General features: G+C 52.1%; 22 protein-coding genes and 1 pseudogene. 10 read left to right on the top strand and 13 right to left on the bottom strand.

Annotation, left to right across the window (positions count from 1 at the left end; genetic code table 11):
- Nucleotide 1 precedes the first annotated feature (1 nt).
- The 4 genes from LIW51_RS35695 to LIW51_RS35710 all read right to left on the bottom strand — a co-directional run bounded on the left by LIW51_RS35695 (nucleotide 2) and on the right by LIW51_RS35710 (nucleotide 4338).
- On the bottom strand, nucleotides 2–943 hold the full coding sequence (locus tag LIW51_RS35695) for an ABC transporter permease (protein ID WP_227380282.1): 942 nt from the start codon (nucleotides 941–943) through the stop codon (nucleotides 2–4).
- Between the two features lie 3 nt (nucleotides 944–946).
- A complete protein-coding gene (locus tag LIW51_RS35700; RefSeq protein WP_227380283.1) occupies nucleotides 947–1930 on the bottom strand; it encodes an ABC transporter permease in 984 nt (327 codons plus the stop codon).
- A gap of 21 nt (nucleotides 1931–1951) precedes the next feature.
- The gene (locus tag LIW51_RS35705) at nucleotides 1952–3652 is read right to left on the bottom strand and encodes an ABC transporter substrate-binding protein (RefSeq protein ID WP_227380284.1); all 1701 of its coding nucleotides are present in this window, start codon (nucleotides 3650–3652) and stop codon (nucleotides 1952–1954) included.
- Nucleotides 3653–3837: 185 nt separating this feature from the next.
- Complete coding sequence (locus LIW51_RS35710) at nucleotides 3838–4338, bottom strand: hypothetical protein (protein WP_227380285.1); 501 nt, start codon at nucleotides 4336–4338, stop codon at nucleotides 3838–3840.
- An 88-nt stretch (nucleotides 4339–4426) separates the two neighbouring features.
- On the opposite strand from LIW51_RS35710, the gene LIW51_RS35715 reads away from it, so the two are divergent.
- The 6 genes from LIW51_RS35715 to LIW51_RS35740 all read left to right on the top strand — a co-directional run bounded on the left by LIW51_RS35715 (nucleotide 4427) and on the right by LIW51_RS35740 (nucleotide 10892).
- A complete protein-coding gene (locus tag LIW51_RS35715; RefSeq protein ID WP_497007425.1) occupies nucleotides 4427–5212 on the top strand; it encodes a DUF8054 domain-containing protein in 786 nt (261 codons plus the stop codon).
- 207 nt (nucleotides 5213–5419) lie between these two features.
- On the top strand, nucleotides 5420–5776 hold the full coding sequence (locus tag LIW51_RS35720; protein WP_227380287.1) for a hypothetical protein: 357 nt from the start codon (nucleotides 5420–5422) through the stop codon (nucleotides 5774–5776).
- A 537-nt stretch (nucleotides 5777–6313) separates the two neighbouring features.
- The gene (locus LIW51_RS35725) at nucleotides 6314–7534 is read left to right on the top strand and encodes an N-acyl-D-amino-acid deacylase family protein (protein WP_368411905.1); all 1221 of its coding nucleotides are present in this window, start codon (nucleotides 6314–6316) and stop codon (nucleotides 7532–7534) included.
- Nucleotides 7531–8667 (top strand): mandelate racemase/muconate lactonizing enzyme family protein, encoded by a 1137-nt coding sequence (locus tag LIW51_RS35730; protein ID WP_227380288.1) that lies wholly within the window; start codon nucleotides 7531–7533, stop codon nucleotides 8665–8667. Before LIW51_RS35725 ends, LIW51_RS35730 begins: the two co-directional genes overlap by 4 nt.
- Before the next feature lie 117 nt (nucleotides 8668–8784).
- Nucleotides 8785–9840: an N-acetyltransferase DgcN family protein gene (locus LIW51_RS35735; protein WP_227380289.1), complete on the top strand. Its 1056-nt coding sequence runs from the start codon at nucleotides 8785–8787 to the stop codon at nucleotides 9838–9840.
- Nucleotides 9837–10892 carry a dipeptide epimerase gene (locus tag LIW51_RS35740; protein ID WP_227380290.1) on the top strand — a complete coding sequence of 352 codons (1056 nt, stop codon included), beginning with the start codon at nucleotides 9837–9839 and terminating at the stop codon, nucleotides 10890–10892. The genes LIW51_RS35735 and LIW51_RS35740 overlap by 4 nt, the downstream gene beginning before the upstream one ends.
- A 727-nt stretch (nucleotides 10893–11619) precedes the next feature.
- Here the strand turns inward: LIW51_RS35740 and LIW51_RS35745 are convergent.
- The 6 genes from LIW51_RS35745 to LIW51_RS35770 form a co-directional block, all read right to left on the bottom strand.
- Nucleotides 11620–12150 carry a DUF1697 domain-containing protein gene (locus LIW51_RS35745; protein WP_227380291.1) on the bottom strand — a complete coding sequence of 177 codons (531 nt, stop codon included), beginning with the start codon at nucleotides 12148–12150 and terminating at the stop codon, nucleotides 11620–11622.
- Nucleotides 12151–12478: 328 nt separating this feature from the next.
- On the bottom strand, nucleotides 12479–13441 hold the full coding sequence (locus tag LIW51_RS35750; protein ID WP_227380292.1) for a hypothetical protein: 963 nt from the start codon (nucleotides 13439–13441) through the stop codon (nucleotides 12479–12481).
- A complete protein-coding gene (locus LIW51_RS35755; protein WP_227380293.1) occupies nucleotides 13434–13841 on the bottom strand; it encodes a hypothetical protein in 408 nt (135 codons plus the stop codon). The genes LIW51_RS35750 and LIW51_RS35755 overlap by 8 nt, the downstream gene beginning before the upstream one ends.
- Nucleotides 13838–14170, bottom strand: coding sequence for a hypothetical protein (locus LIW51_RS35760; RefSeq protein ID WP_227380294.1), 333 nt, complete (start codon nucleotides 14168–14170; stop codon nucleotides 13838–13840). Before LIW51_RS35760 ends, LIW51_RS35755 begins: the two co-directional genes overlap by 4 nt.
- Complete coding sequence (locus LIW51_RS35765) at nucleotides 14167–14547, bottom strand: hypothetical protein (RefSeq protein WP_227380295.1); 381 nt, start codon at nucleotides 14545–14547, stop codon at nucleotides 14167–14169. Before LIW51_RS35765 ends, LIW51_RS35760 begins: the two co-directional genes overlap by 4 nt.
- A 56-nt stretch (nucleotides 14548–14603) precedes the next feature.
- Nucleotides 14604–15095 carry a hypothetical protein gene (locus LIW51_RS35770; RefSeq protein WP_227380296.1) on the bottom strand — a complete coding sequence of 164 codons (492 nt, stop codon included), beginning with the start codon at nucleotides 15093–15095 and terminating at the stop codon, nucleotides 14604–14606.
- Nucleotides 15096–15381: 286 nt separating this feature from the next.
- On the opposite strand from LIW51_RS35770, the gene LIW51_RS35775 reads away from it, so the two are divergent.
- Nucleotides 15382–15612, top strand: coding sequence for a helix-turn-helix domain-containing protein (locus tag LIW51_RS35775; RefSeq protein WP_227380297.1), 231 nt, complete (start codon nucleotides 15382–15384; stop codon nucleotides 15610–15612).
- Between the two features lie 1452 nt (nucleotides 15613–17064).
- Complete coding sequence (locus LIW51_RS35780; RefSeq protein WP_227380298.1) at nucleotides 17065–17943, top strand: radical SAM family protein; 879 nt, start codon at nucleotides 17065–17067, stop codon at nucleotides 17941–17943.
- A 1-nt stretch (nucleotide 17944) separates the two neighbouring features.
- On the opposite strand, the gene tcmP is transcribed toward LIW51_RS35780, so the two are convergent.
- The 3 genes and pseudogenes from tcmP to LIW51_RS35795 form a co-directional block, all read right to left on the bottom strand.
- A complete protein-coding gene (gene tcmP / locus LIW51_RS35785) occupies nucleotides 17945–18811 on the bottom strand; it encodes a three-Cys-motif partner protein TcmP (RefSeq protein ID WP_227380299.1) in 867 nt (288 codons plus the stop codon).
- A 96-nt stretch (nucleotides 18812–18907) separates the two neighbouring features.
- Nucleotides 18908–19489 carry a double winged helix-containing putative transcriptional regulator gene (locus LIW51_RS35790; protein WP_227380300.1) on the bottom strand — a complete coding sequence of 194 codons (582 nt, stop codon included), beginning with the start codon at nucleotides 19487–19489 and terminating at the stop codon, nucleotides 18908–18910.
- 170 nt (nucleotides 19490–19659) lie between these two features.
- A pseudogene (locus tag LIW51_RS35795) lies at nucleotides 19660–19952 on the bottom strand (molybdopterin-dependent oxidoreductase); the annotation flags it as partial.
- Nucleotides 19953–20083: 131 nt separating this feature from the next.
- On the opposite strand from LIW51_RS35795, the gene LIW51_RS35800 reads away from it, so the two are divergent.
- Both LIW51_RS35800 and LIW51_RS35805 read left to right on the top strand, forming a co-directional pair.
- Nucleotides 20084–20335 carry a DUF8075 family protein gene (locus LIW51_RS35800; protein ID WP_227380301.1) on the top strand — a complete coding sequence of 84 codons (252 nt, stop codon included), beginning with the start codon at nucleotides 20084–20086 and terminating at the stop codon, nucleotides 20333–20335.
- A 152-nt stretch (nucleotides 20336–20487) separates the two neighbouring features.
- A complete protein-coding gene (locus LIW51_RS35805) occupies nucleotides 20488–21267 on the top strand; it encodes a ZIP family metal transporter (RefSeq protein WP_227380302.1) in 780 nt (259 codons plus the stop codon).
- Nucleotides 21268–21425: the final 158 nt, after the last annotated feature.

Raw genomic sequence — 21425 nt, forward strand, 5'->3', positions numbered from 1 at the left:
ACTATGATTCCCTGAGTTGTGGATTAACGATTTCCTCGTATCCTCGACCAACGAGATATGCGCCCATCACGACTAATGTGATTGAGAGACCCGGCGGGAACACCCACCACCATGCCTCCCCAAACGACTGCGTAACGAATGCTCGCTGGAGCATGACACCCCACGATGGAATGGACGGATCGCCGAAACCGAGGAAGGCGATGCTTGCCTGTGCGACGATAGAATAACCGACCGCTATCGCTGCGTACAGCGCTGACAGCGGAATGACGTTGGGCAGGATGTGAACGAGCATGATACGAAAGTTGCTGGCACCTGCTGCCCGTGCAGCTTCGACGTACGGCCGTTCGCGTACCGTTAACACCTCGGAACGGACGACACGAGCCGTCGAGAGCCAGTAGAGGAGTGCAATACCAAGGATGATATTCCAGACGCTCGCACCCAACACTGTCACGAGAACAATAACGAACGGAATGAACGGCAGACCGTAGAGGATGTCCACGACACGCATGACAACCTCATCGACCCATCCGCCATAGTATCCGGCAATGATGCCGACAATGGTGCCGATGACGGCGACCATGAATGCACCTAATATTCCGACGAACATCGCGATGCGTGTGCCAAGGAGGAGTTGAGAAAATACGTCGTGGGCCGCCTTTGTCGTTCCCAGAGGGTGAGCTAGACTTGGTGGCTGGAGATCCGCCCATCCACCATTGGCAGTGTAGATCCGCTCGTAGGGGCCGTACGGAGCAATATATGGGGCTAAGAGGGCAATTAGGATATAGAACGTAATGATGGTGAGTCCGGCCATCGCCATTCTCGACTCACTGAATACCTTTGCCTGCTCGATGGCCGATCGACGAAGGTTTTGAACAAACCGTTGCCAACCTTGTTTCGTCTCGGTATCTGTTCGCTTCGCAGGATGCACCGTTTCTTCGCTCATGAACTATTCCCCTCCGAGTTTGACACGTGGATCGAGGATCGTGTAGGTAACGTCCGCGACGAAGTTCATCGTAATGACAATCACCGACAGCAGTGCAAACGCACCCTGTGCCAATGGGTAATCGCTTCTGAGTGCGGCTTGCACCATTTCCCGTCCGAGCCCAGGCCAAGAGAACACCGTCTCGATGAGCACCTGCCCGCCGACGGCGAAGCCGATCGCAATGGCGAACGCGGTAATAACCGGTAGAACCGCATTCCGTGCTGCGTGGTTGAACAGGATACGACGATTGGAAAGCCCTTTCGCCCGGGCGGTATCGATGTAATCCTCCGAGAGTACTTCGAGGAGATTATTCCGCATCAACAGGAGTGGTAACCCAGTGTAGTAGGTACAGAGTGTGAATACCGGCAAAGCTAAGTGGTAGAGGAAATCAGGACTTAGCAGTTTTTCCACTGTCCCAGAGTAGTTTGCGTTCACGCTTCTCATCCCACCCAAGGGGAAGAGATTGAGATGGAACGCGAACACGTAGAGCACGATCATTCCGGTCCAGAACACCGGTAGTGAACGCACGAAGAGAACGACGAGCATGCCAGCGCGCTCCTTTCCCGACCCTCGTATCCATCCAAGGTGTGCGCCGAAATACACACCGACGGTGTAAGAGATGAGGAACGCAGTAAGCATCATGCTCATCGTGTTAATGAATCGATCTGCGATAATGGTCGTCACAGGGCGACTGTAGTAGAACGACCGTCCAAAGTCGAGTTGGAGGACGTTCTGCATGTACAGCAAGTATTGTTTCCAGAGTGGTTCGTTCAATCCAAATTGCTCGGCGACCTGTCGCTTCGCCTCTGGACTCATCCGAGGACTCATGATCGCGGACATCGGTCCACCGGGAACCATCCTGAATAAGAAAAACAGGATCGTAATCACGGTGAACAACGAGACGACCATCAGCAGGAAGCGTCGCACCAGGTATCTCTTGTCAATCATTTATAAGCAAGTCGACTGGGATCAGTTGCTGGTCTTTCCTTTCGGATAGTATAGGCTCCCCTGCTCATCCCATACGTACCCTGCGTCTTTGAGGATCTCAACCGCTCCCTTGACACCGTCCTTAAACCAGGGCGTATCGGGATTGTGCCAGAACTTCAGCGTCTTGTTGATGGGAGATGCCGCCTTGTTTCCAAAGCCATCATATACTTCGTTGATGATAATTTCCTGCGCACTCATGATGAGCGCGTTTGCCGCTTGTCTGAATGCAACATCATCGAAGGGTTGATGTTCGGTGTTCATCCAACACGCCTGCCGACAGTCATCTGAATTCTGGATCAATGTGAGATGCTTTGTCTTATTGACTGTCTCTTTGAGTGACGAGGGACTTCCATGCCAATAGTCTAGAAGGTCGTAGTCGCCGTTTTTCATCGTCTCGAGTTCGGCGTCACGAGTCGATAGCGGCTTTTGTACCCGCTTGTCGATTTTCGGTGCTGCAAATGAGTGCTCTTTGAACGCCGGCATCTCAAATTTCGAACCTTGATCCCACGTTCCCCACTTGAATGGGCCACTGGCGATGATCGGATTCTTGTTCCCAATAGAAACCTTCCATGGTGTCTTCTCGTTACCCATCTTTTTCAGGAGTTTCGTCCAGTAATGTTTGGGGAGAATTGGTGTCAATCCAAGCGTAGTGGACAAGAATGGAGCATAGGGTTCCTCCAGTTTGAACTGCACCGAGAGGTTCCCAGTCTTCTTGACACTCTTAACAACACTGACGACGTTGTTCGTGTAAGCCGGCGGCTCAGTCTCGAGAATCAAATTGAACGTGTACGTGACATCGTCTGCAGTCACAGGCTTACCGTCGTGGAAGGTCATTCCACTCTTCAGATTGACATTGAGCGTCGTTTTGTCTTTCCACTCGTAGTCCTTTGCCGCCCATGGCGTCGGTTTCTGATTTTTATCGGGACGAATGAGGAAATCGTGCATGAAGCGAATCGGCGTCCAGTTCCGACTCGGTCCAATGCCGTTTATGTGGAGGGGATTCAGCTGATCCGAGGGATCCCAGTTGTTTGTAACGATTGTCTTCCCGTCGTCGTTATTAGGCTCTATCTGGGTGTAATTCCAGATGTTACGAAGTCCTGTGACAGTGACGACGATCGAATCTTTCTTGATTCGTTCATTGTTGTACGTGTACGGGTAGACGTTGTACAAGTATTGGTTCTCTGGGCGCTGTTCGCCTAGGATCTTCTGGCATTCAAAAACAAGCTCTTGCCGCTTTTTCTGGTCAGTTTCGCGACGCTGTTCCATCGCCACCTTGTTGTACTTCTTGTTATTGAAGCCGTAGTCGTTCTCCGACCCATCCTTATGGAATCGATTCACTATGATTCCATCTGGGTCACCGTTATCTGCACACCAATTGTAGGTGGTAAGGTCGAAGTCACCTTTATCTTCCCGAGAAGTCAGTACGGTAATCTCGACTGGTTTGGTCTGGATTGGGACACCAAGCTTCTCCCGAAACCATTTGTCAACCACTACGTTCGCTTGGTACCGTTCCGCCCAGTATTTCTCTGTGTTACTGAGGTGAACCTTTTTTCCGATCTTGCGATCCTTCGGGAGATTTTTCTCTACCTTTTTGTTCACTGCCTCGTTCTTGTTACCTTTGGAATCACCGCTAGCACAGCCAGCGATGCTGACGCTCCCGATGGCTGCGCCGGTGGCGCCCATTTTTTGCATGAAGCTGCGTCGACTGCTAGACATATACAAACAAATTATCGCGAGTTTGCGCTTATACACACCACCTACTATAGAGGGGGTATCCATCGAAGCAGATTGTAGTAATATAATGTGAAAGAGCATACAAGACCTCCGCGTATATGAGATACGTTTTAGAATCTAAAAATACGGGTTAGTTAGATCAAATACGCATTCAGGATTGTCATATTCGTATCCAATCCATCAACGGTTTTATTGTGCTGTTCGAGGACCTCCTGGGCGTGTTCTAAATGCTGCTGTGGATCTCTTTCGACGGCGGCTTGTCCGTCATTCTCCAAAACGTCGAGATTTGATTCGACCGTCTCAAGTGCTGCTGACATTTCATTTGAGAACTCCCACAGGAGTTCATTGTGCGTTGTGAGTTTCTCGACGACTTCTTTTCGGTGACGCACCGCCTGGTCGGCAGTAAGGAATTCGGTGTAATCGACCAGTTCATCTATGTTCTCTTTCTCTGTTTCGAGCGCATCGCTCAGCTCATCCAATGCGCCATGTTCACGGGCGAGAATGGTACGGGTCTCGTCGAAGATTTCCAAGTCACCATTCTCAAATGCGCCAAATTCTGTTCTGAAAGTTTCACGGCGTTCACTATCGCGCTCGGCAACCCTTTCAGCAGCACTAAGTACGTCCTGGATGTCCATATGAATGAGCGAGTGACTAAAGAGGCTTGAACTCACCCCCCAGTATAGTGGGTGGTGCGTTTACGGTGCTGAATCCGAGTAAGTCGGTATGCGATACCAGAACCCAGCCTACACTGGTCAGAATCGGTGCTGGCCGTGTGCGGTGCTAAACATTGGTCTGACTTTCCTCTTTGCTGGTGTACTTGCCGGTATTGGGCGCGCCGATATTGCAATATTTGCTGTCATTATCGGGACGATCGTAATCGGCGTACGAGGATATCTGGTTCCTGGAACGCCTACACTGACCGGCAAGCTTCCCGAATCAGTTATTAGTACGTTTTGGAAAACTGCTTCCCCATCGGCCCATTCAGCAACTGAGGCATTGATCGCCTCCGAAGTGCTCAATGACGATCTTATTCTCGCGAAGGCTTCTGCTGATAGAATCTGTGAGCGCGCTGAGGTTCTGGTAGCAAACCCGAAGATGCTAGATACGGTGGTACTCGATGTGTTCCCAGACGCCGTTGAGACTACTGTTCGCCGCTCATTGAGTGGCGGAGAAAATTGGTTTGTTTCCAACGTCGAACAGATGACAACACGTCAATGGGAGGCTAGGCCAATTGCAGCGATCGACGCTGCCAGCGCAGAATATCTCTCCACCATCTTGTCGGATTGGGAGGTGCGATCGGATCACGACCGGATGATGTTGCTCGCACTTGTACGATATGGATTACCAAGATGCCCATCGTGTAAAACACCGTACACGGAACTCGACGCTCAAACCGTCACCTGTTGTGGCGGTCGCTCGCTAGTCGGAAGTCGCCGGTGTGAGAGCTGCGAATACGCGCTCGTTGATTCGAACGATCTTCCACTGGACGCGAGGGAAGATGAGGAGTGATCAGTATATATACATGAACAACTGTATGTTTTCCTCTTTTATCTTGCAGGAGTCCAATATATGGAGTACGACCGCCACATACTCGAAAAGTCAGTTGCTTGAATATCCTGTCGATGGCGGTCTGTTCAAGGCCGGAGGCTATGTCTTCGGAACTATGATCAGTTCCGAACGATTTATAGCGTCAATTGAGATGCATGAGGTAACGCGATGAACGACGATCTCGACAACAGGAACGAAACAAAGTACCAAGGGTGGTCTCTCCCTGAATCCTTGATCAAAGAGAACGACTCTGACGGCAATATTAACGATCAGACAGAGTTCAACGGTAATGACAACGATTTGGGTCCGCCACCAACAATGCGGGAACCGCTTTTACGTGATCGGATCCGAGAGAGACTCGGTGTTACCCCTCGGCAGTGGTATATAATCGAGACGCTTCTAATCGCGCTACCCTATCCCTTCTTTATCGCTGTGTACGTTTCTTTATCAGTCAATGAAACGCTTTTTCTCGGCATAACACTGGTGTACTCACTCTTCGCAATGTACGTTGGTTTCATTTCTTAAGACGGCTGCAGGCACAAATCCTTCCTGGGATTCCCATCCAATACCATTCTGCACGTAGGGATCTTGTTGTTTCTTCCAAGAATATTTCTATCACGGTTGATCGGAGTACCCCCTTCCTTATGCGGTAGCATACTTTAGAAGGAGGTTATCGACTATTAATCGATGAGCTACGACGTAGTGTTCCAAAACGCACGGATTGTTGACGGTACCGGGTCACCGTGGTATCGAGGTGATGTCGCAGTAACAGACGGTCGAGTCGCGGCTGTTGGTTGGGTACATGACAATGCGGATACGGTGATTGACCTCAAAGCGAATGTGATCGCCCCGGGATTCATCGACATTCACACGCATTCCGATTTTACGCTTCCAGCCAATCGTACTGCCCACAGTAAAGTCAGGCAAGGGGTCACTCTCGAGATTGTCGGAAACTGTGGGACGAGTGCTGCCCCGTGATACGGCGCTGCTAACCGAGCTGTCGATGAGTGGTTCGCAAGCAACGGTCTCGCCGACGAAGTTAACGCTAGTGAGTGGGAATCAATGGCCGGATATCTTGAGTACCTTGAACGAGATGGACTTTCACTCTCCGTTGGCTCACTGGTCGGTCACGGCAATGTCCGCGCCGCTGTGATTGGGTACGAAGATCGCGCGCCTACGTCGAGTGAACTTGACGAAATGCGAGATCTTGTCGCCCAGGCCATGGAAGAGGGTGCCGTCGGTCTTTCGACTGGACTCTTTTACTCACCAGGTTGCTACGCCAATACTGACGAAGTCGTCGCACTTGCTGAGGTAGCAGCCGAGCACGGAGGTATCTACGCCACTCACATGCGCTCGGAGAGTAATGATCTCATCGGAAGCGTCGAGGAAACACTTGAGGTCGGTCGTCGCGCTGATGTCCCGGTACAAGTCTCTCACCACAAAGCCATCGGTCCTGACAATTGGGGGAAGGTCCGCTATACGCTCCGCCGGATGGAATATGCCCGCCAACGCGATGGTGTGGAGGTGCAGTGCGATCAATACCCCTACGTCGCATCGTCAACCAGTCTCGGTGCGCTCTTGCCCAACTGGGCGCATGACGGGGGCGACTCTGCACTCCACCAACGCCTTCGCGATCCGGCGGTTCGTAGTCAAATCCGAGAGGAGCTTGCCTCTGACAGAGCGAGCGACTGGGACGGGATCCTCGTGACGAACGTCCAGAACCCGGATTTAAAGGAATACCAGGGAAAGACAATTGCTGAGCTCGCCGATCGAGATAATGAGCGTCGAGATCCTGCAGAGATCTTACTCGACATCGTCCTAGAGGACGAAAATCGGACAATGCACGTTAACTTCGGAATGGACGAGGATGACGTTGAAACCGTCATGCGTCACGACCTCACTATGATCGGCAGTGATGGGTCATCGCTTTGTCCATGTGGGCCATTGGGCGAAGGCGTCCCTCATCCCCGAAATTATGGCACTTTCCCACGCGTTCTTGGAACATACGTCCGTGAACGAGAAGTTGTTTCCCTGGAGCGAGCGATCCACAAAATGACGGGGATGCCTGCCGCTCGATTAGGACTTGACGATCGAGGGATACTCAAGGAAGGGGCACGAGCTGATCTTACTGTTTTTGATCCCGAGACGATCCAACAGACGGGCAACTTCCTTGATCCGGCTAACTACCCTGCTGGCATCGAACATGTGCTCGTCAATGGGACGTTTGTGGTCGAAGACGGTGAACACACTGAGACCAGACCAGGGGAGGTGATTCGCACGTGACAAATCGTGTTACAACGGTCGAAGCTATCCCCGTCTCTGTTCCAACTGAAACGCCATACGAGACAAGTCTCTCAGTGACGACCGGTGGCCAAGGACCCCACGATCACGTCCTCGTGAGGGTGGTAACTGATACAGGCGTTGTCGGTCTCGGTGAAGTGGCACCGTTAGCAACATGGCCACACGGACTAACGCGCACTGCTGTTGTCGATCTGATCCAGGAGAAGATTGCTCCTCTCGTCGAAAATGAGCCTATTCATCGTATCCGAAACTTCGTGGATCGAGCTGAACGAGCTCTCTCGGGTGAACCCTTCCCTTTGTATGGGGTTGATATGGCATTACATGACGCACTGGGTAAGATTCGCAATTTGCCAGTGTACGACCTCTTAGGAGGGGCTCCCGACAACGACCCATCAATCGATCTCCACTACTCAATCGGCATTAAAACGCCCGACAAAGTACGTAAAGAAGTTCGTGACGCGCGTGAGGCAGGATATACCGCTTTCAAAGTGAAAGTTGGAGGGCCAGACTTCGACGCGGAGCAAGAGACAATCGCGACCATCGCGGAGTCGATTCCAGATGCGCGAATTCGTATTGACGCTAACCAAGGTTGGTCAGTTGCTGAGGCCGTAAACCGTGTTCGTGCACTCGATGAGGTAGCTGATGGGTTAACACTGATAGAGCAACCTGTTCCGTTCGACGATATCGAGGGGTTGAAACGGGTACGTCAGGCGACCGATGTTCCAGTCTTGGCTGACGAGTCATGTTTCTCACCAGCTGACGCTGCAACCCTCGCTCGCCAGGGTGTATGTGACATCATCAATATCAAGCTCGCAAAGACAGGGGGTCTAGTTAGAGCATGTGACGTCGCCGTCGTCGCCGACGCACACGGTCTCCCCTGTTTCATGGGCAGTATGCTCGAACTGGGCGTCGGTGCCGCGGCCAATGCTCACTTCGCCGCCACTTCACCCGCGATAATCTACCCAACTGGAATATTGAATATTCACGCCGTCAATTCGCTCATCGAAGAACGGGGACGGTGGACACCAGATGGAGATACGTTCACCGTTCCAGATACTCCTGGATTAGGAGTTACATTGAACGAGGATGCGCTCAATCGCTACCGCGTAGATTAGTTAATAACTCAGGATTTATTATTTATCGAGAGTACACGTTTTGAGTGCCTGGGTTTTTCCTCCCCTCTATATGAGGTGGTGTTATTTTAGGTAGATATTACTGATAAAGGGATACATATGAATTTGCGAGAATCGTTTGACGTTCCTGTTCCAACGATTATCCTTGCGGAGGGTGAATTCGGCAAGCTAGGTGGCAAAACTGCCAACGGAGTCTTGATGCACAGCGAAGTATTCGACGCTAAAGCAATCGTTGACTCTGAAACCGCTGGACAAAGTCCGAGCACCGTCCTCGGGAACCCCAACACTCCCGATATTCCCATTGTAGAATCTGTCATCGACGCCCTTGACGTCGTACCAGAGGTAGAAGCGCTTGTCATCGGGGTTGCTCCTGCCGGTGGGAGGCTCCCCGAGACTTGGATTGACGATATCGAGAATGCCATCACGGCCGGTTGTGATGTGGTTTCTGGGCTCCATGTGTTCCTCAGCGACGACAATCACTGGGCCTCGCTGGCCGATAAACATGGTGTTCGGATCTTCGATGTCCGCAAACCACCCGTAAGCAATAACCTCCGAGTCGGTGACGGATCGGTGGATAAGATCGATGCCACAGTCGTCCTCACGCTTGGAACGGATTGTGCCGTCGGTAAACGGACAACGACGTTTGAGCTCTATAAGGCTGCCCGTGAAGCGGGTCGAAACCCCGGATGGATTGCCACCGGCCAGACTGGAATCATGGTTGGAGCACATCAGGGCGTCGTAGTTGATCGCGTTCCGGCAGACTTCACCGCCGGTATCGTAGAAGATATGGTGACAACAGTCGCCCAAGACCATGATCTCATTTTCGTCGAAGGACAGGCGTCTCTCACCCATCGCGCGTATTCGAGTGTGACACTCGGTGTTCTGCATGGGTCGTGGCCAGATGCGGTTGTACTTGCCGATGACCCCAACCGCACACAGCGGACTCATTTCGACCGCTACTCCATAGATGGTGTCGAGAAGGAGAAACAGCTCATCGAGACGCTATCGGATGCGACGGTCGCTGCTATTTCGACGTGGGGGACTCCTGACGTCGAACGAGCGCGCTATGGTTTACCTGCTGTCAACGTTTACGAGGAAGACGGACCGGCTGAACTGCTCGACGCTGTAGAAACAGCTCTCGGGGTGCACGCATGAGCGAGATCATAGCGCTGACAGCCGATGCCCTCGATCTCCCACTTGCTGAACCGTTCGAGATTTCGCTCGGTACACAGCACGAAGCATCTAACGTGCTTGTTACGGTAGAGACGGCTGCCGGAGTTACAGGCTACGGTGAAGGCTCGCCACTACCGCCTGTTACTGGTGAAACTCAAGCTGTCACTCTCAAAGCGGCACAAGCAATGGCGGAGCTTGTTGAAGGCCGCTTCACAGATGACTATCGTCTCATCATTCAAGAGATTCACCAAACATTTCCGAATACACCTTCAGCGAAGTTCGCCGTCGAAACAGCAATTCTCGATGCATACTGCCGGGAACAAGATATCTCACTCGCAGAATTGTTCGGAAGTAGGCCACGGTCAGTTGAAACCGACATGACAATTCCGATTCTTTCTCAGGCTGAGGCTGCCACACGCGCTCAGCAAGCCACCGAGGCGGATTATAACCATCTCAAGATTAAGACTGGCAATGATGTGAGAGAAGACATCGAGCGTGTCGTTGCCATTCGCGAGGTAGCTCCGGACGCCTCGCTCAAGGTTGATGCCAATCAAGGTTGGACACCTAAAGAAACAGCTTGGTTTGCAGATCGTGTAGCTGATCGGGGCATTCACCTCGACCTTATCGAACAACCAGTTCAGGCAACGGACGTCGCTGGCTTGGCTGACGCTCGGGGACGGGTTGCCGTACCAATCGCTGCAGACGAGACGGTATTCACACCACAGGATGCCATTCGAGTCGTCACCGAGAACGCTGCCGATATTATCAACGTGAAGCTTGGAAAGTCAGGGCCTCTCGCTACTGCTGATATCGTCGCTATTGCTCAGGGTGCTGATCTTGATTTGATGATCGGATGTATGCTCGAAAGTGCTATTGGAATCCACACGAGTGCACATATAGTCGCCGGCACGGGTGCGTTCTCGTATGTTGATCTCGATGGGAATCGCCTTCTTGCAGACGACGTCATCCAGATGAGTGACGGACCAATTCATGATATCGCTGGTCCAGGACATGGCGTAACACCAGAGCTGTAAAGGTATTGTCTGCCATCACGTGGTTGATGGTGTTATGACTGGGACAGGTGATAGTACCGAGAGTCCCTTATTCGATCCTCGAAGAGAAGTTGATACAGACTCTGTATATGGTCCGTGGGGTATTTTTCACGGATTCATGAACGATATTAAGGATCGAATCGACTATATCTTCACGCTTGACACTGCCACCGTTGATTGGTATCGAACGTTCGACGTGCAGGAAGGAAACTATCGATCTGATCATTTACCTGTTGTCACAGAGTTTGAATATAGTTCCCGTTATCGGCATCAAGAGTAGAGCCACTAGCACTATTGTAGTGCTATGCTTTCTTAGATTGCAGATTTGTCTCTCATTCCTGAATCTCCGTTTCCGTGCTTGTTCTCGGCTTTTCTGTTGATACTCTCGTTTGATTGGTCGCACCTGTTGTGACCGGCACCACGAATGAAACCACGATCTTACCGTAAGATACCACGACACTACTAATGAAACAAAAGGTGGTTCTTTTTTAGTTGTGACTGAGACAGCGTGCGTCAGGAACATGGGGAACGCAGTTCAGTCGCAACCAAACCGCGGTTTCCCATCACGTCCATCCAAACCAGCGAATATCGAGACGTTCTCACACCGTGGATCCTTCACCCTTAGTCACAACGGGTGGACACCACCAGTGAGTGCTTTTTCACAGACGATACCGTCCACATAGTCTTGAGACCAGTGTCGCTTATGCTGTTAGTCTTGGAGTTCCAAGACCGCCGTTACCACGTTCCAGTTCCGACGCGTAGCTGCCATTCCTAACTTCTGACCCGTGTCGGTGAACCGGCCGTCTCCCAATTTCGCCTTGTTAAGCTGGCTATAGACATTGCGACCGCGGATTTCGAATGATTCCGCTTCGCTCTGGGCACCTAGTAGTTTCTCGTGCTGTTTGTCTGTCGGTTCCTCGTTCAGGAACGTGACATAGCGTTTGATGGAATCGTTATCGGGCTCATCGAACGGCTGATTGTCAACAACATCCGCGAGCTCAGCAGATGTCCTGACCATGGCGGCGATATCATAGCCGAACGTATCGGCAATGGCATCTGAGACGTTGGAGCGGATCGTCTCTTCGTTAACACCCGTCTCGAATACGACATTTCCACTTTGAATGTACGTCTGGACGTTTTCGTAGTTGAGCGACTCGAACAGTGCCCGTAGATCAGTCATCTTCATGCGGTTATGAGCGCCGACATTGATGCCGCGAAGGAAGACTATGTACGTCGTCATGGGGTGATTCCTCAGGATAAATCGGTACGCTTAGGTGATAATTGTATGGCTGAACGATTCAGGCACCGTCGGTCCGGGACACCTGAGAATCCTATGTACTCTCATGGACAGCCACTAACGTTACACTGTCGTAACGCATGCCGAGCAGCCTGTGTAACGCACAACGAGTCCTTCTTTCGCCTCGCGAACGCGAGGAGAAAAGAAGGATTCGTTACACCCCACAGTAGTCGACCGATAATTACGCATTAGAACGGACGCAATTTGCGTCCGTTCCTCATCTCCGCGATTGCTGTGGGGGTGGTGGTGTTACGCCCGTCTGTGGGGGGCGTTACGACAGCGTAACGGCCTCCGTGTCTGTAGTGTCCTTCGACATCTCGACCGCGTTGTCCGTTGCTTTCGTGACTGGGGTTGCGTCCGAGAGAGCGTCGTCCTCGACTGTAACCGAGTCCAACCGATCGTCTTGTTGAGCGCGTTTCTTATCCTCGAGATGCTCGCTGACGCGGGTCATGTACGCTTCCCACTCGTCTTGATCGGCGATGAGTGTGAGTTTCGATCCGCCAGTCGTGAGTGTGATTAGATTGTCGTGGTCGTGCGGATCACGCTCGGCTTGTGGCTTCTCACTCGAGAGTTTCGCGACGAATTGCATGGTTCGACGTACGGTGTTCCGATTCGTATCGAGCCCGTATTCATCGAGGATGTTCCGAACTTGTGCCGACGAGAGCTTCCAATTACCCTGTTCTTTCACCGCTCTCGCGTGGAATGCTTGCCACACGAAGGTCGCTCGATACTTGTTCCCCGAGAGGTCGTGGGTCTCGGTTTTCCGTGCCTTGGTCTTTCGGTGGATCGGGACGAGTTGCTCTGGATCAGCTGCGACTGTACCGCTTGTCGTACTCCCATTAGCGGCATTTTCACAATCGTCGAGTGCGCCGTCCGGGAGGTCTGTTCCAGTGTTATCCTCGACAATATCGCGGTCCCAACCAGCAAGCAAGAGCAACGCGTTGCGAAACATCTTATCGCGATTTTTTGCGTTCTGGAGCATGATGCCGATCGGATGGCCGGCAATCCAGATATCTTCTATTTCGGCGTCTTTTGGTGACTCCGCGTCTCGCAACTCGATGGCAGACCGCTGGTCTTGCTGTGCTTCAAGCTCGTCGATTCGTTCGTCTTTCTCAGCGACTTCTTGCTCGAGGTCGTCAATTCGATCGGTAAGTGATTGGACATGCTTGGCGAGGTCGGTGACCGAGACGTTTTCGAGCGTACTGGACGCTCCGGAAGCAGTGGTGTTACTCATTCGCAGACACCTCCGGTTTGACCGCCATGTCGTCTGTTGGCGTGGAAAGTCGCGGAAAATGCGCAATTGTGGTGAGCGAACCAATACAGCGGGCGGTCGTGTTAGTAGTAGTGTAGGTGTACTCGAGAACAATCATTGGCGAATCGGCGTGGCTGGCCGTACAGTGGTAGGTGGCTTGCTGAATGTCGTCCTGTGCCGTCGTCGTCACCGGTGGTGCCGTCAGAACCAATTGTGGTGCGTGACTCGTTACGGGGTGTGTCTCTCTGACCGTGAGAATCGTCCGTGGCAAGTCGGTCGTGGTAATGCGAACGCGATCACCGGACGAGAGTTGCTGGACGAGTGTGTAGGCATTGCGTGGATTCAGTGGCTTGGGAATGATCGAGTGCTGGTCGGTACTCACGCCTGCTCACCTCCCGTCGGGTTGGTGATGCACTCGACACGCGCACCCGTCCGAAGCCAGGTGTACCGCCCACTCGGTGAGAGATCGTAGTACTCGAGCGTTGTCTTGGTATGCTCAATCTCGTTGTAGTAGGCGTACTGGAGTCGATAGAGGTCGTGCGTTGGCGTGGCGACGTACAGCACGTGCTCGCCGGGCTCGGGGCCACGACAGGAGAGCTCTGGCTCGTGGTGGTCACACTGATAGACGACACCCGTCAGTGTGCGCTTCTCCGTGTGGATCTGGATCGGGTCAGTGCATTCCAGTGTGAGAACCGTCCGCTGGTCGGTCATTGCTCGGCCTCCCGTTTTTGGCGAAGGCGCTGACAGAGTTGGCAGGGTGCGTACTGATCGTCTTGTGCCGCTGCACGAGTGCAATACTCGAGCGGGCTGTCGGTATGCAGCGTACAGAGTGGTTCGTTGTCCTCGTCGAGTTCGTGATAGGCGAAGGCGTCGCCTGCCTGCTGGTCGACGATAGCGACCGTCTCATCGGCAGGATAGGGGTCAGCAGCGATGCGCTGGTGGCGTTCAGCATCGGTGAGGTTGCTGGTGAACCGGCTGTCACAGTAATGGGAGTCGGTGATCTGCACCGCGTAGGTTCCACAGTGGGGACAGCGTTCGAACGTGTCTTCGATCTCGTCGGGGGTGATCGAGGTGGGCGTGTGGGTCATCGCCCATCACCTCCGATGGCTGTTGCTCTCTGGAGAGGGCGTTCTGTAGGGTGCATTTACGCGCACACCTCAGTTGTGGTAGTGTGGGTGGCGTCGATGTCGTAGCATCGCTCGAGGATATGCTGGTAGTGCCTGCGGGTTTCTGCGTGGGTTTCGCCCGGTGGTGTCGAGGGGAGCTGTGGATTGCCCGTTTTGGTGGTGGCGACCGAGCGGTAGGTTTCGGTGTCGTCGGGAATTTGGAAGCCCTCTTCGTCGTAGTCGATCGGGCAGCGGCGTTCGAAGAATCGCTGGCAGTCTTGGGTGGCGTAAATGCAGTAGAGGTAGGGCTCTTGGCTAGTGGTTTTGGTTCGAGTTTGAAAGCCCACGCGGAGTTCGACGAGGTACGCCCAGGTGATCTCCTCGTCGGTAGTGGGCGTGGGTTGGTCGGGGTCCTGGGCAGCGGTTTCGGGTGTGGGTTCGAAGCGTTTGACGGGGTGGAAGGTGGTTTCGCCCAGATGGGCCTCGACGGAGAGAGCGCCGCCGTTGGGTTTCTCGTCGAATGACGCCATTAGTTGTGTCCCCCGAGAACGGGTGGTTGGTAGTCGATGCGTTTTTCTACGGAAAGGGTATTGCTAGTCATGCTTCTGGTTCCCAGAAGCGCGGTCGGCGATTCCAGCGCCGGCCTTTCTGCAAGGCGTTCCGCGCTCAGTTACTACTAGTATATCCATCACATTAAAACTTTGTATCTCGAAGTTGTATATCAATGTGTGCTGTTTAAAACTTTCTACCCGCAACTCGCACACCAGTGTATTCCATCCCCAACGGTGAAGAGTAATGCCAATAAACTTCGTATCTATGGAGTCTCCAGATAATCTCAATGAAACCGATATCGCTATTCTTGAACTACTAGTTAAAGGTCGTGAAACCCGGGGCTCCTTGGCGTCACGGCTTGAAAAACACGAAAATTACATTGGAGAACGTTTACGATGGCTTCGTGCTTATGATCTTGTCCAATATCGACACGAAGAAACTGCGCTCTATGAAATCACTGATAAAGGCCAAGAGTGGATGGAAAAACAGATCTAGTGCCGTCTAGGACACCGTTCGGTGAAATAAAACTCCTAAGTTTAGAGTAACAGAAATGAAACTATGTTTTCTGGTCAGTCGTGATTATCCGGCTTCCGACAACGTTATCGCAACTTCAACTCCTGCAGCGCCCATCGGACCACTTCTCGGTACGAATTGACCGTACAGCCCGGAGCCGTACATAAATACGGTCGGTCTCCTGACCGTTGATTCCAACCCGTCACAGGACGCATCCCCCTGCCATCATGGACTTCACCGGATACGCTTCGGGAGACGACAAAAACCTCTGTAGTCCAGTGAAAGTGGAGTATGAAGCTCAACGCTGCTGTTTCTGTACGTTTGCTTCGTCGTAGAAATCCATTTCTCGCGTCGTACTTGTGCCTGCTGTCGATTTGAGCATTGTCTCCGTGTCATCCACCACAGCACTTTTGCTTTGTCTCTCCACGGCAGCAGTGTCCAGCTACGGGAAGTAACAGGATACACCCTCGGGGTACCCCTCCCCTCGAAAAACGCGATTCAGGGTGAGATACAGGAGATAGTAACTCCATGCGATTTTTCTAAATTTTTGGCCTTGGGGGAACCTCAGAGGAACGACGGTCTGATTCGTGCCAACAGCCGCGAGGTACGTGATGCTCGTCGTCTCCGGTAAACCCGTTCCTTTATCTCCCTATGCGACAGCGTCGAAATGCACGCGGTACACGAAACTATCTCCGTTGAAGTACTTCGTCTGGTCGTATGGGCGTTGTCTGTACTTGTCTAGATACCCCTCGTAATAGCTGGTTTGAGCGTCGATTACCCACGCAGGTACCCGTCGGAGTCGGTTTTTATGCGTTCTCTTTGCATGTGCTGAGTGGCCCTTCGGTGTGAGGGGTTCCCATAGTCCGAGCTTCATCCGTAGCCATCCAATCGTTTTCGCATATACCCTTGTATGTGGAGTGAGCATACCTCAATCATCTATCATATAAGAAAGAATGTTTTGTTCCTCATGATTTACATCAGTTCACGATGCAGATTCTGATGGAGACAACAGCTGCACGTCGGTCGAACGTTACTGCTGGCGTCAGCTTCGGTTCTGTTTGAAGACTAGACGGATGGGACGGAGACAAACTAATGTCCGACTCGACGCCATTTCGGAGGATATGAACCCATGCTTACGATTTAATGGCAAAGGAAAATAGAAGTAATATTCCACTTTCAGTCCATGCCGGCAGTTTTTTTGGATGAGCTGTTAAAACACTAGTAAGACACCTGCTTAGAAAGCAATCATAGGTGTAACCCATGTCACAAAAGCAAGTAAACACAGGGGACGATCCTACGAAAGCAGTCCTAAGTGAATCGGGACTAAACAGTAAACACCTCTGTGACTATGTGGTAAACGTAGCCACTGGATGTCGGCATGGATGTAAGTTCTGCTATGTCCCTTCCACTCCCGCAGTCAGAACACGACCAGATATGCTTAAAGAACAAGCGGGGGTAAACGATGCACAACGAGAATGGGGGAACTACGTTCTCTACCGGGATAACCTCCCTGAGCGACTTAGCAACCATCTTGATAGAAAACAGAAATGGAAACAAACCCGTCGCGGTTGTGGAGTTGTAGGTATCTCATTCTCTACTGACTGCTATATGGATGGAAGAGCAGGGGCGATTACCCGTGATGCAGTGCAAACCCTTACTGAAAATGAAAAATATACACGGGTTTTAAGCCGGAATCCGATCTTGGCGTTACAGGACCATGACGTGTTCCAAGAAGCAGGTGAGTACGTCACAATTGGCTCGTCAATACCTTGCTTACATTCAGAAAGTGTCGCAGCAATTGAACCGCGAGCGCCATCTCCTGAACACCGACTACGTGGTCTTATAGAGTTTGACGATCTTGGTGTTCAAACATACGTCAGTATGAGCCCGACCTATCCTACTCTCGATAAAGACGATCTTCGCATGCAACTCAAGCAGATTGCAGCATGTAATCCAGCGGTGGTTTTTCATGAACCAATTAACCCACGGGGGGCGAATTTTGAAATGACGGTTGATGCTGCCCGAGAGGCAGGGCAGGAAAAGCTCGCACAGGAATTATCGAAACTCCAAAACCGTGAGCGGTGGGCAGAATACGCGATGAAGCACCTTCGGTGGGTACAAGAACTCGGTGAGGAGTTAGATTTACCAGTTCATTTATGGCCGGACAAGAATTTGCGAAATTATGTTTCACCGGATGAGGCCAAGTGGATAGAAAAGTGGCGACATCGTCAATCTCCGGAACCGTTTGGAGAGCGGGAACTACCATCCACTAAGCCACCGAAGTTAGAACGACATAGCGTTACGGCAGATTAACTTATACAAAATCCCCAAGGCCAGATTGCCCCATTCGGTTTGACGCTTTCTCCCAAAGGGTATCTTGATTCATTATATCCTCCATTGCGTTCCTTGCACCATCGTTTTTACAAGCAAATACGAGATCAAAGCGACACCGCTCATCGTGTGGGGAAACGAGATCTTTCGTAAGTACCGGTCGAATAGCCCGATTTTCGTCGAGTTTTTCTTTGAATAGTTGAACATACTCTTCAGCACTTCCAGCTCGTGGCCATTCATCGTCGCCCATGGTTCGACGGACAGCATCTCTGGAATGTTCAGCGGCTGCACTACGCATAACCCCGGTAGACTGATAGTTGAGGAGAATGTCCACGTTTCCTCGTTCGAGCAAAGTGTCGAGTGTAGAGCGTTTAGCGGTCAACCCTTTCGGGTCAATAAAAGCGAACCAGTGCGGATTCGATCTCGAATGTTCAGCGAGAAAGTTCACGCCTTCATTTGAATCCATTTGCATGATACGGATATATGGGTTATCACATGCTGCAACGAGGAAATCATGATCCTCACTTGGAGTCTCGTAGACATCAAATTCGAGTCTAAAGCGGTCAGCAAGTGTTTCATGGAGCTTATGGAAGTGGTCTTCGCTGAGTTCGTAGAGGTAAAATCGCTCGAAGTAGTCGGAATAGTTCTCGATGGCTTGGATAGCAGATCCGTCGATAGTTAACCCATTATCGTTGACTATGGTTTTACCAGTGCCTGCATGAGTATCGATATACCACAAGCCAGTATCCCAATGTATGTCAAGTATCGTCGTGTACACGTCAAGATACTCTTCATGACTAACGAGCTTTGCAGCGGTTTTCTCATCTCCTCCGGAGAAATGTTCCGTCATAGGTTTGCTTACCTGAATATAGACAAGTTGAGAAGGATGAATAAATTTTACCATCGATATCTTACAGTTTCATGAATTACTGTGCTCCAAACACAGTCACCTGTAACGCCATCCTAGGTCCAGTGTCTCAGAGCTAAAATCGAGCCACTGAGCCAGATCTAGCTTTCGAGCTTCTATTTGTCCGAAGCCAGTTAGGGGGTACATCTCGTCGTGTTTCTCGACGGCACCCACCGCACAAAGCCATTCGAGATGCCGTCCAACGATTACGGTGGGCAAGCTATAATCGGGGTACATCCAACGTAGATGGTTCTGGATTTCCTCTATCGTTCGCGCTCCACTATCGATTGCGACGAGGATTGTTTCGAAGCCTTTGACGTGCTCGGTGAGCACGTTGAAAATCAATTGCGGGTCACCGGTCTCAGCAAACGCCTTTCCATGAGCGGTACTCGTATAGGTGTCATCATGGCGTTCAAGCAAATCAATTGCACGAACGAACTGGAGGTACATCTCGATCGTTGAGTCGCTCCTCGCGGCTGTGTTCGACCGTAACCATGCCCAGAGATCCTTCTGATTCGGATTTTCGGCATGGACGTACGTGAGCATTGCCTGGAGATTGGCGAGTCGTCCGTCAACGCCACCGAAGAATCGATCGGTGGTCATCCGTCGTTCGTCAGCCATAATTGGCTCCTTTCTAGTGAAACAATAAATGAGTACCACTTCGAGGTATTCTATAGTTCTATGACTCGAACGATCGGCCTCATTAGTTGCACAAAATCGAAAATGGACGAGCCTGCACAACCCAGAGACCTGTATGAACCATCGGCGCTCTTCCGGAAAGCCAGCGAGTACTGTAAAATCGTCGGAAACGTGACTCCCGTGAACTCGTTATCGAACCGGCTCCAGCCGTCACACAATGGAAATCCTGGAGCTGGGTTTCTCGGGGGAGGTCGTTGAACTCTCTCCACGAATACGTGAGTTCGTTCTCGACAGCACCGGTAACCGTGAACTCCCACGTTTCCATGTCCCACGAGGGTGTTCCACTCTTCGATAGCACCGGGAAGCGTTCGGTTCGTCGCTGTCCCGGCGGCAGTCGATTACCCCCGAACTCCGCATGAATCGAGGTGGCATCTCTGTCCCCCATACTTGGTGCCACGGGGACCAGCTACAAGAATGTGAGTCCTGTGCGCGTTGCTTTCGGGTCCATCTCTGGGGCGTGACATCTATGGGGAGATTTATTTTGGTGGCTGCTGTACCTCAGTGGAGGTGACGCTCGTGCCTCTCATTCATTTCGAGATGGCGGACTCGACTGAACGAACCCAGATCGGGGAAGGGCTCGTTCGATTCGCGGTGCAGGCCGGACGGTTAGAAACCGGTCGCACCGAGGGAAAGTACTTTCTCATCCATGCCGACGGCTGTGGGGAAGACGGAAAGCGAATCAAACCGGGAGACGCGTTCTGCTTCGACACGGAAACAGGCGATATCCTCTGTATCGAGCACTGCCACAAGCGATCTGATGAGTCATGACGTCTGCTCAATCGTGAGCATGTTCCCTCGCGAAGATCCGTTTTACCGGTTTGAATTGCTGGTATAACAACGGCTGGCTGCCACATATATCTCGGCGGTGACGGGGAAAGGTATGATTCGCTGTGTGAGCACGAGTGTGATACCGTACGCTCATGATTTTGAAGTTACAAATCCTTGCGCAAGTCGCGTTATGGGGACTGCTCGCAGGCTCCGGGCTCCTGATCGGCGCAGTGGTCGCTGTCACCTTATACGGTCGCTTCTCCCATCGAATCATTGCTGCTACTATGGGCTTCGGTGGAGGCGTGCTCATCGCCGTGTTATCCATCCAGTTGATGGATTCGGCATATGATGACGGCGGCCCCATAGCGGCCACGACTGGCTTCCTTTTGGGTGCAACCGCATTCAGCACCATCAACTGGCGCCTGGCGAAGAATGGGGCCAGGCACCGCAACCGTTGCGGCGAGTGCGTCGAGCAACCGTCGGAGGCGGAGCACAAAGGGAGTGGGCTAGCGATCGCTGTAGGCGCAGTCCTCGACGGTATTCCGGAGTCCCTCGTGATTGGGCTGTCGCTGCTAGCCGGGGAGAACATCGGCCTTGGACTGGTCGCTGGCTTCTTCCTCTCGAACGTCCCGCAAGGACTCTCAAGTGCTTCCGGCATGAAGAAAGCGGGCCGTTCCAGCAAATACATCTTCAGCCTCTGGACTGGGATTCTGCTGATTAGCGGAATGGCGGCGGCCGCCGGTTACCTCTTGCTAGGCACCGCGAACCCGGCGATTCCCGCCACGATCCTCGCATTTGCGGCGGGCGGAGTGTTGGCCATGCTCGCCGAGTCCATGATTCCGGAAGCTTTCGCGGATGCGCAGCCGTTTACTGGGTTGATTACGGTAGTTGGCTTTCTTGTAGCGTTCCTTATCATCAGACTACCTGTCTAAGCCGGGCCAACGATAACCGATTGCTCGCAAGCAGGTGTTCTACTCGTGTTCGTTAGAGGGCGGGACCGACTATCGTGCTATCAAGATACCCGATCTCGTCTTCCCCGTCCAACGACCCAACGTAGTTATATGGATTTCGTTGTTTCGTACAGTGACTG

Source organism: Haladaptatus halobius (assembly GCF_020618475.1).
Taxonomy (GTDB): domain Archaea; phylum Halobacteriota; class Halobacteria; order Halobacteriales; family Haladaptataceae; genus Haladaptatus; species Haladaptatus halobius.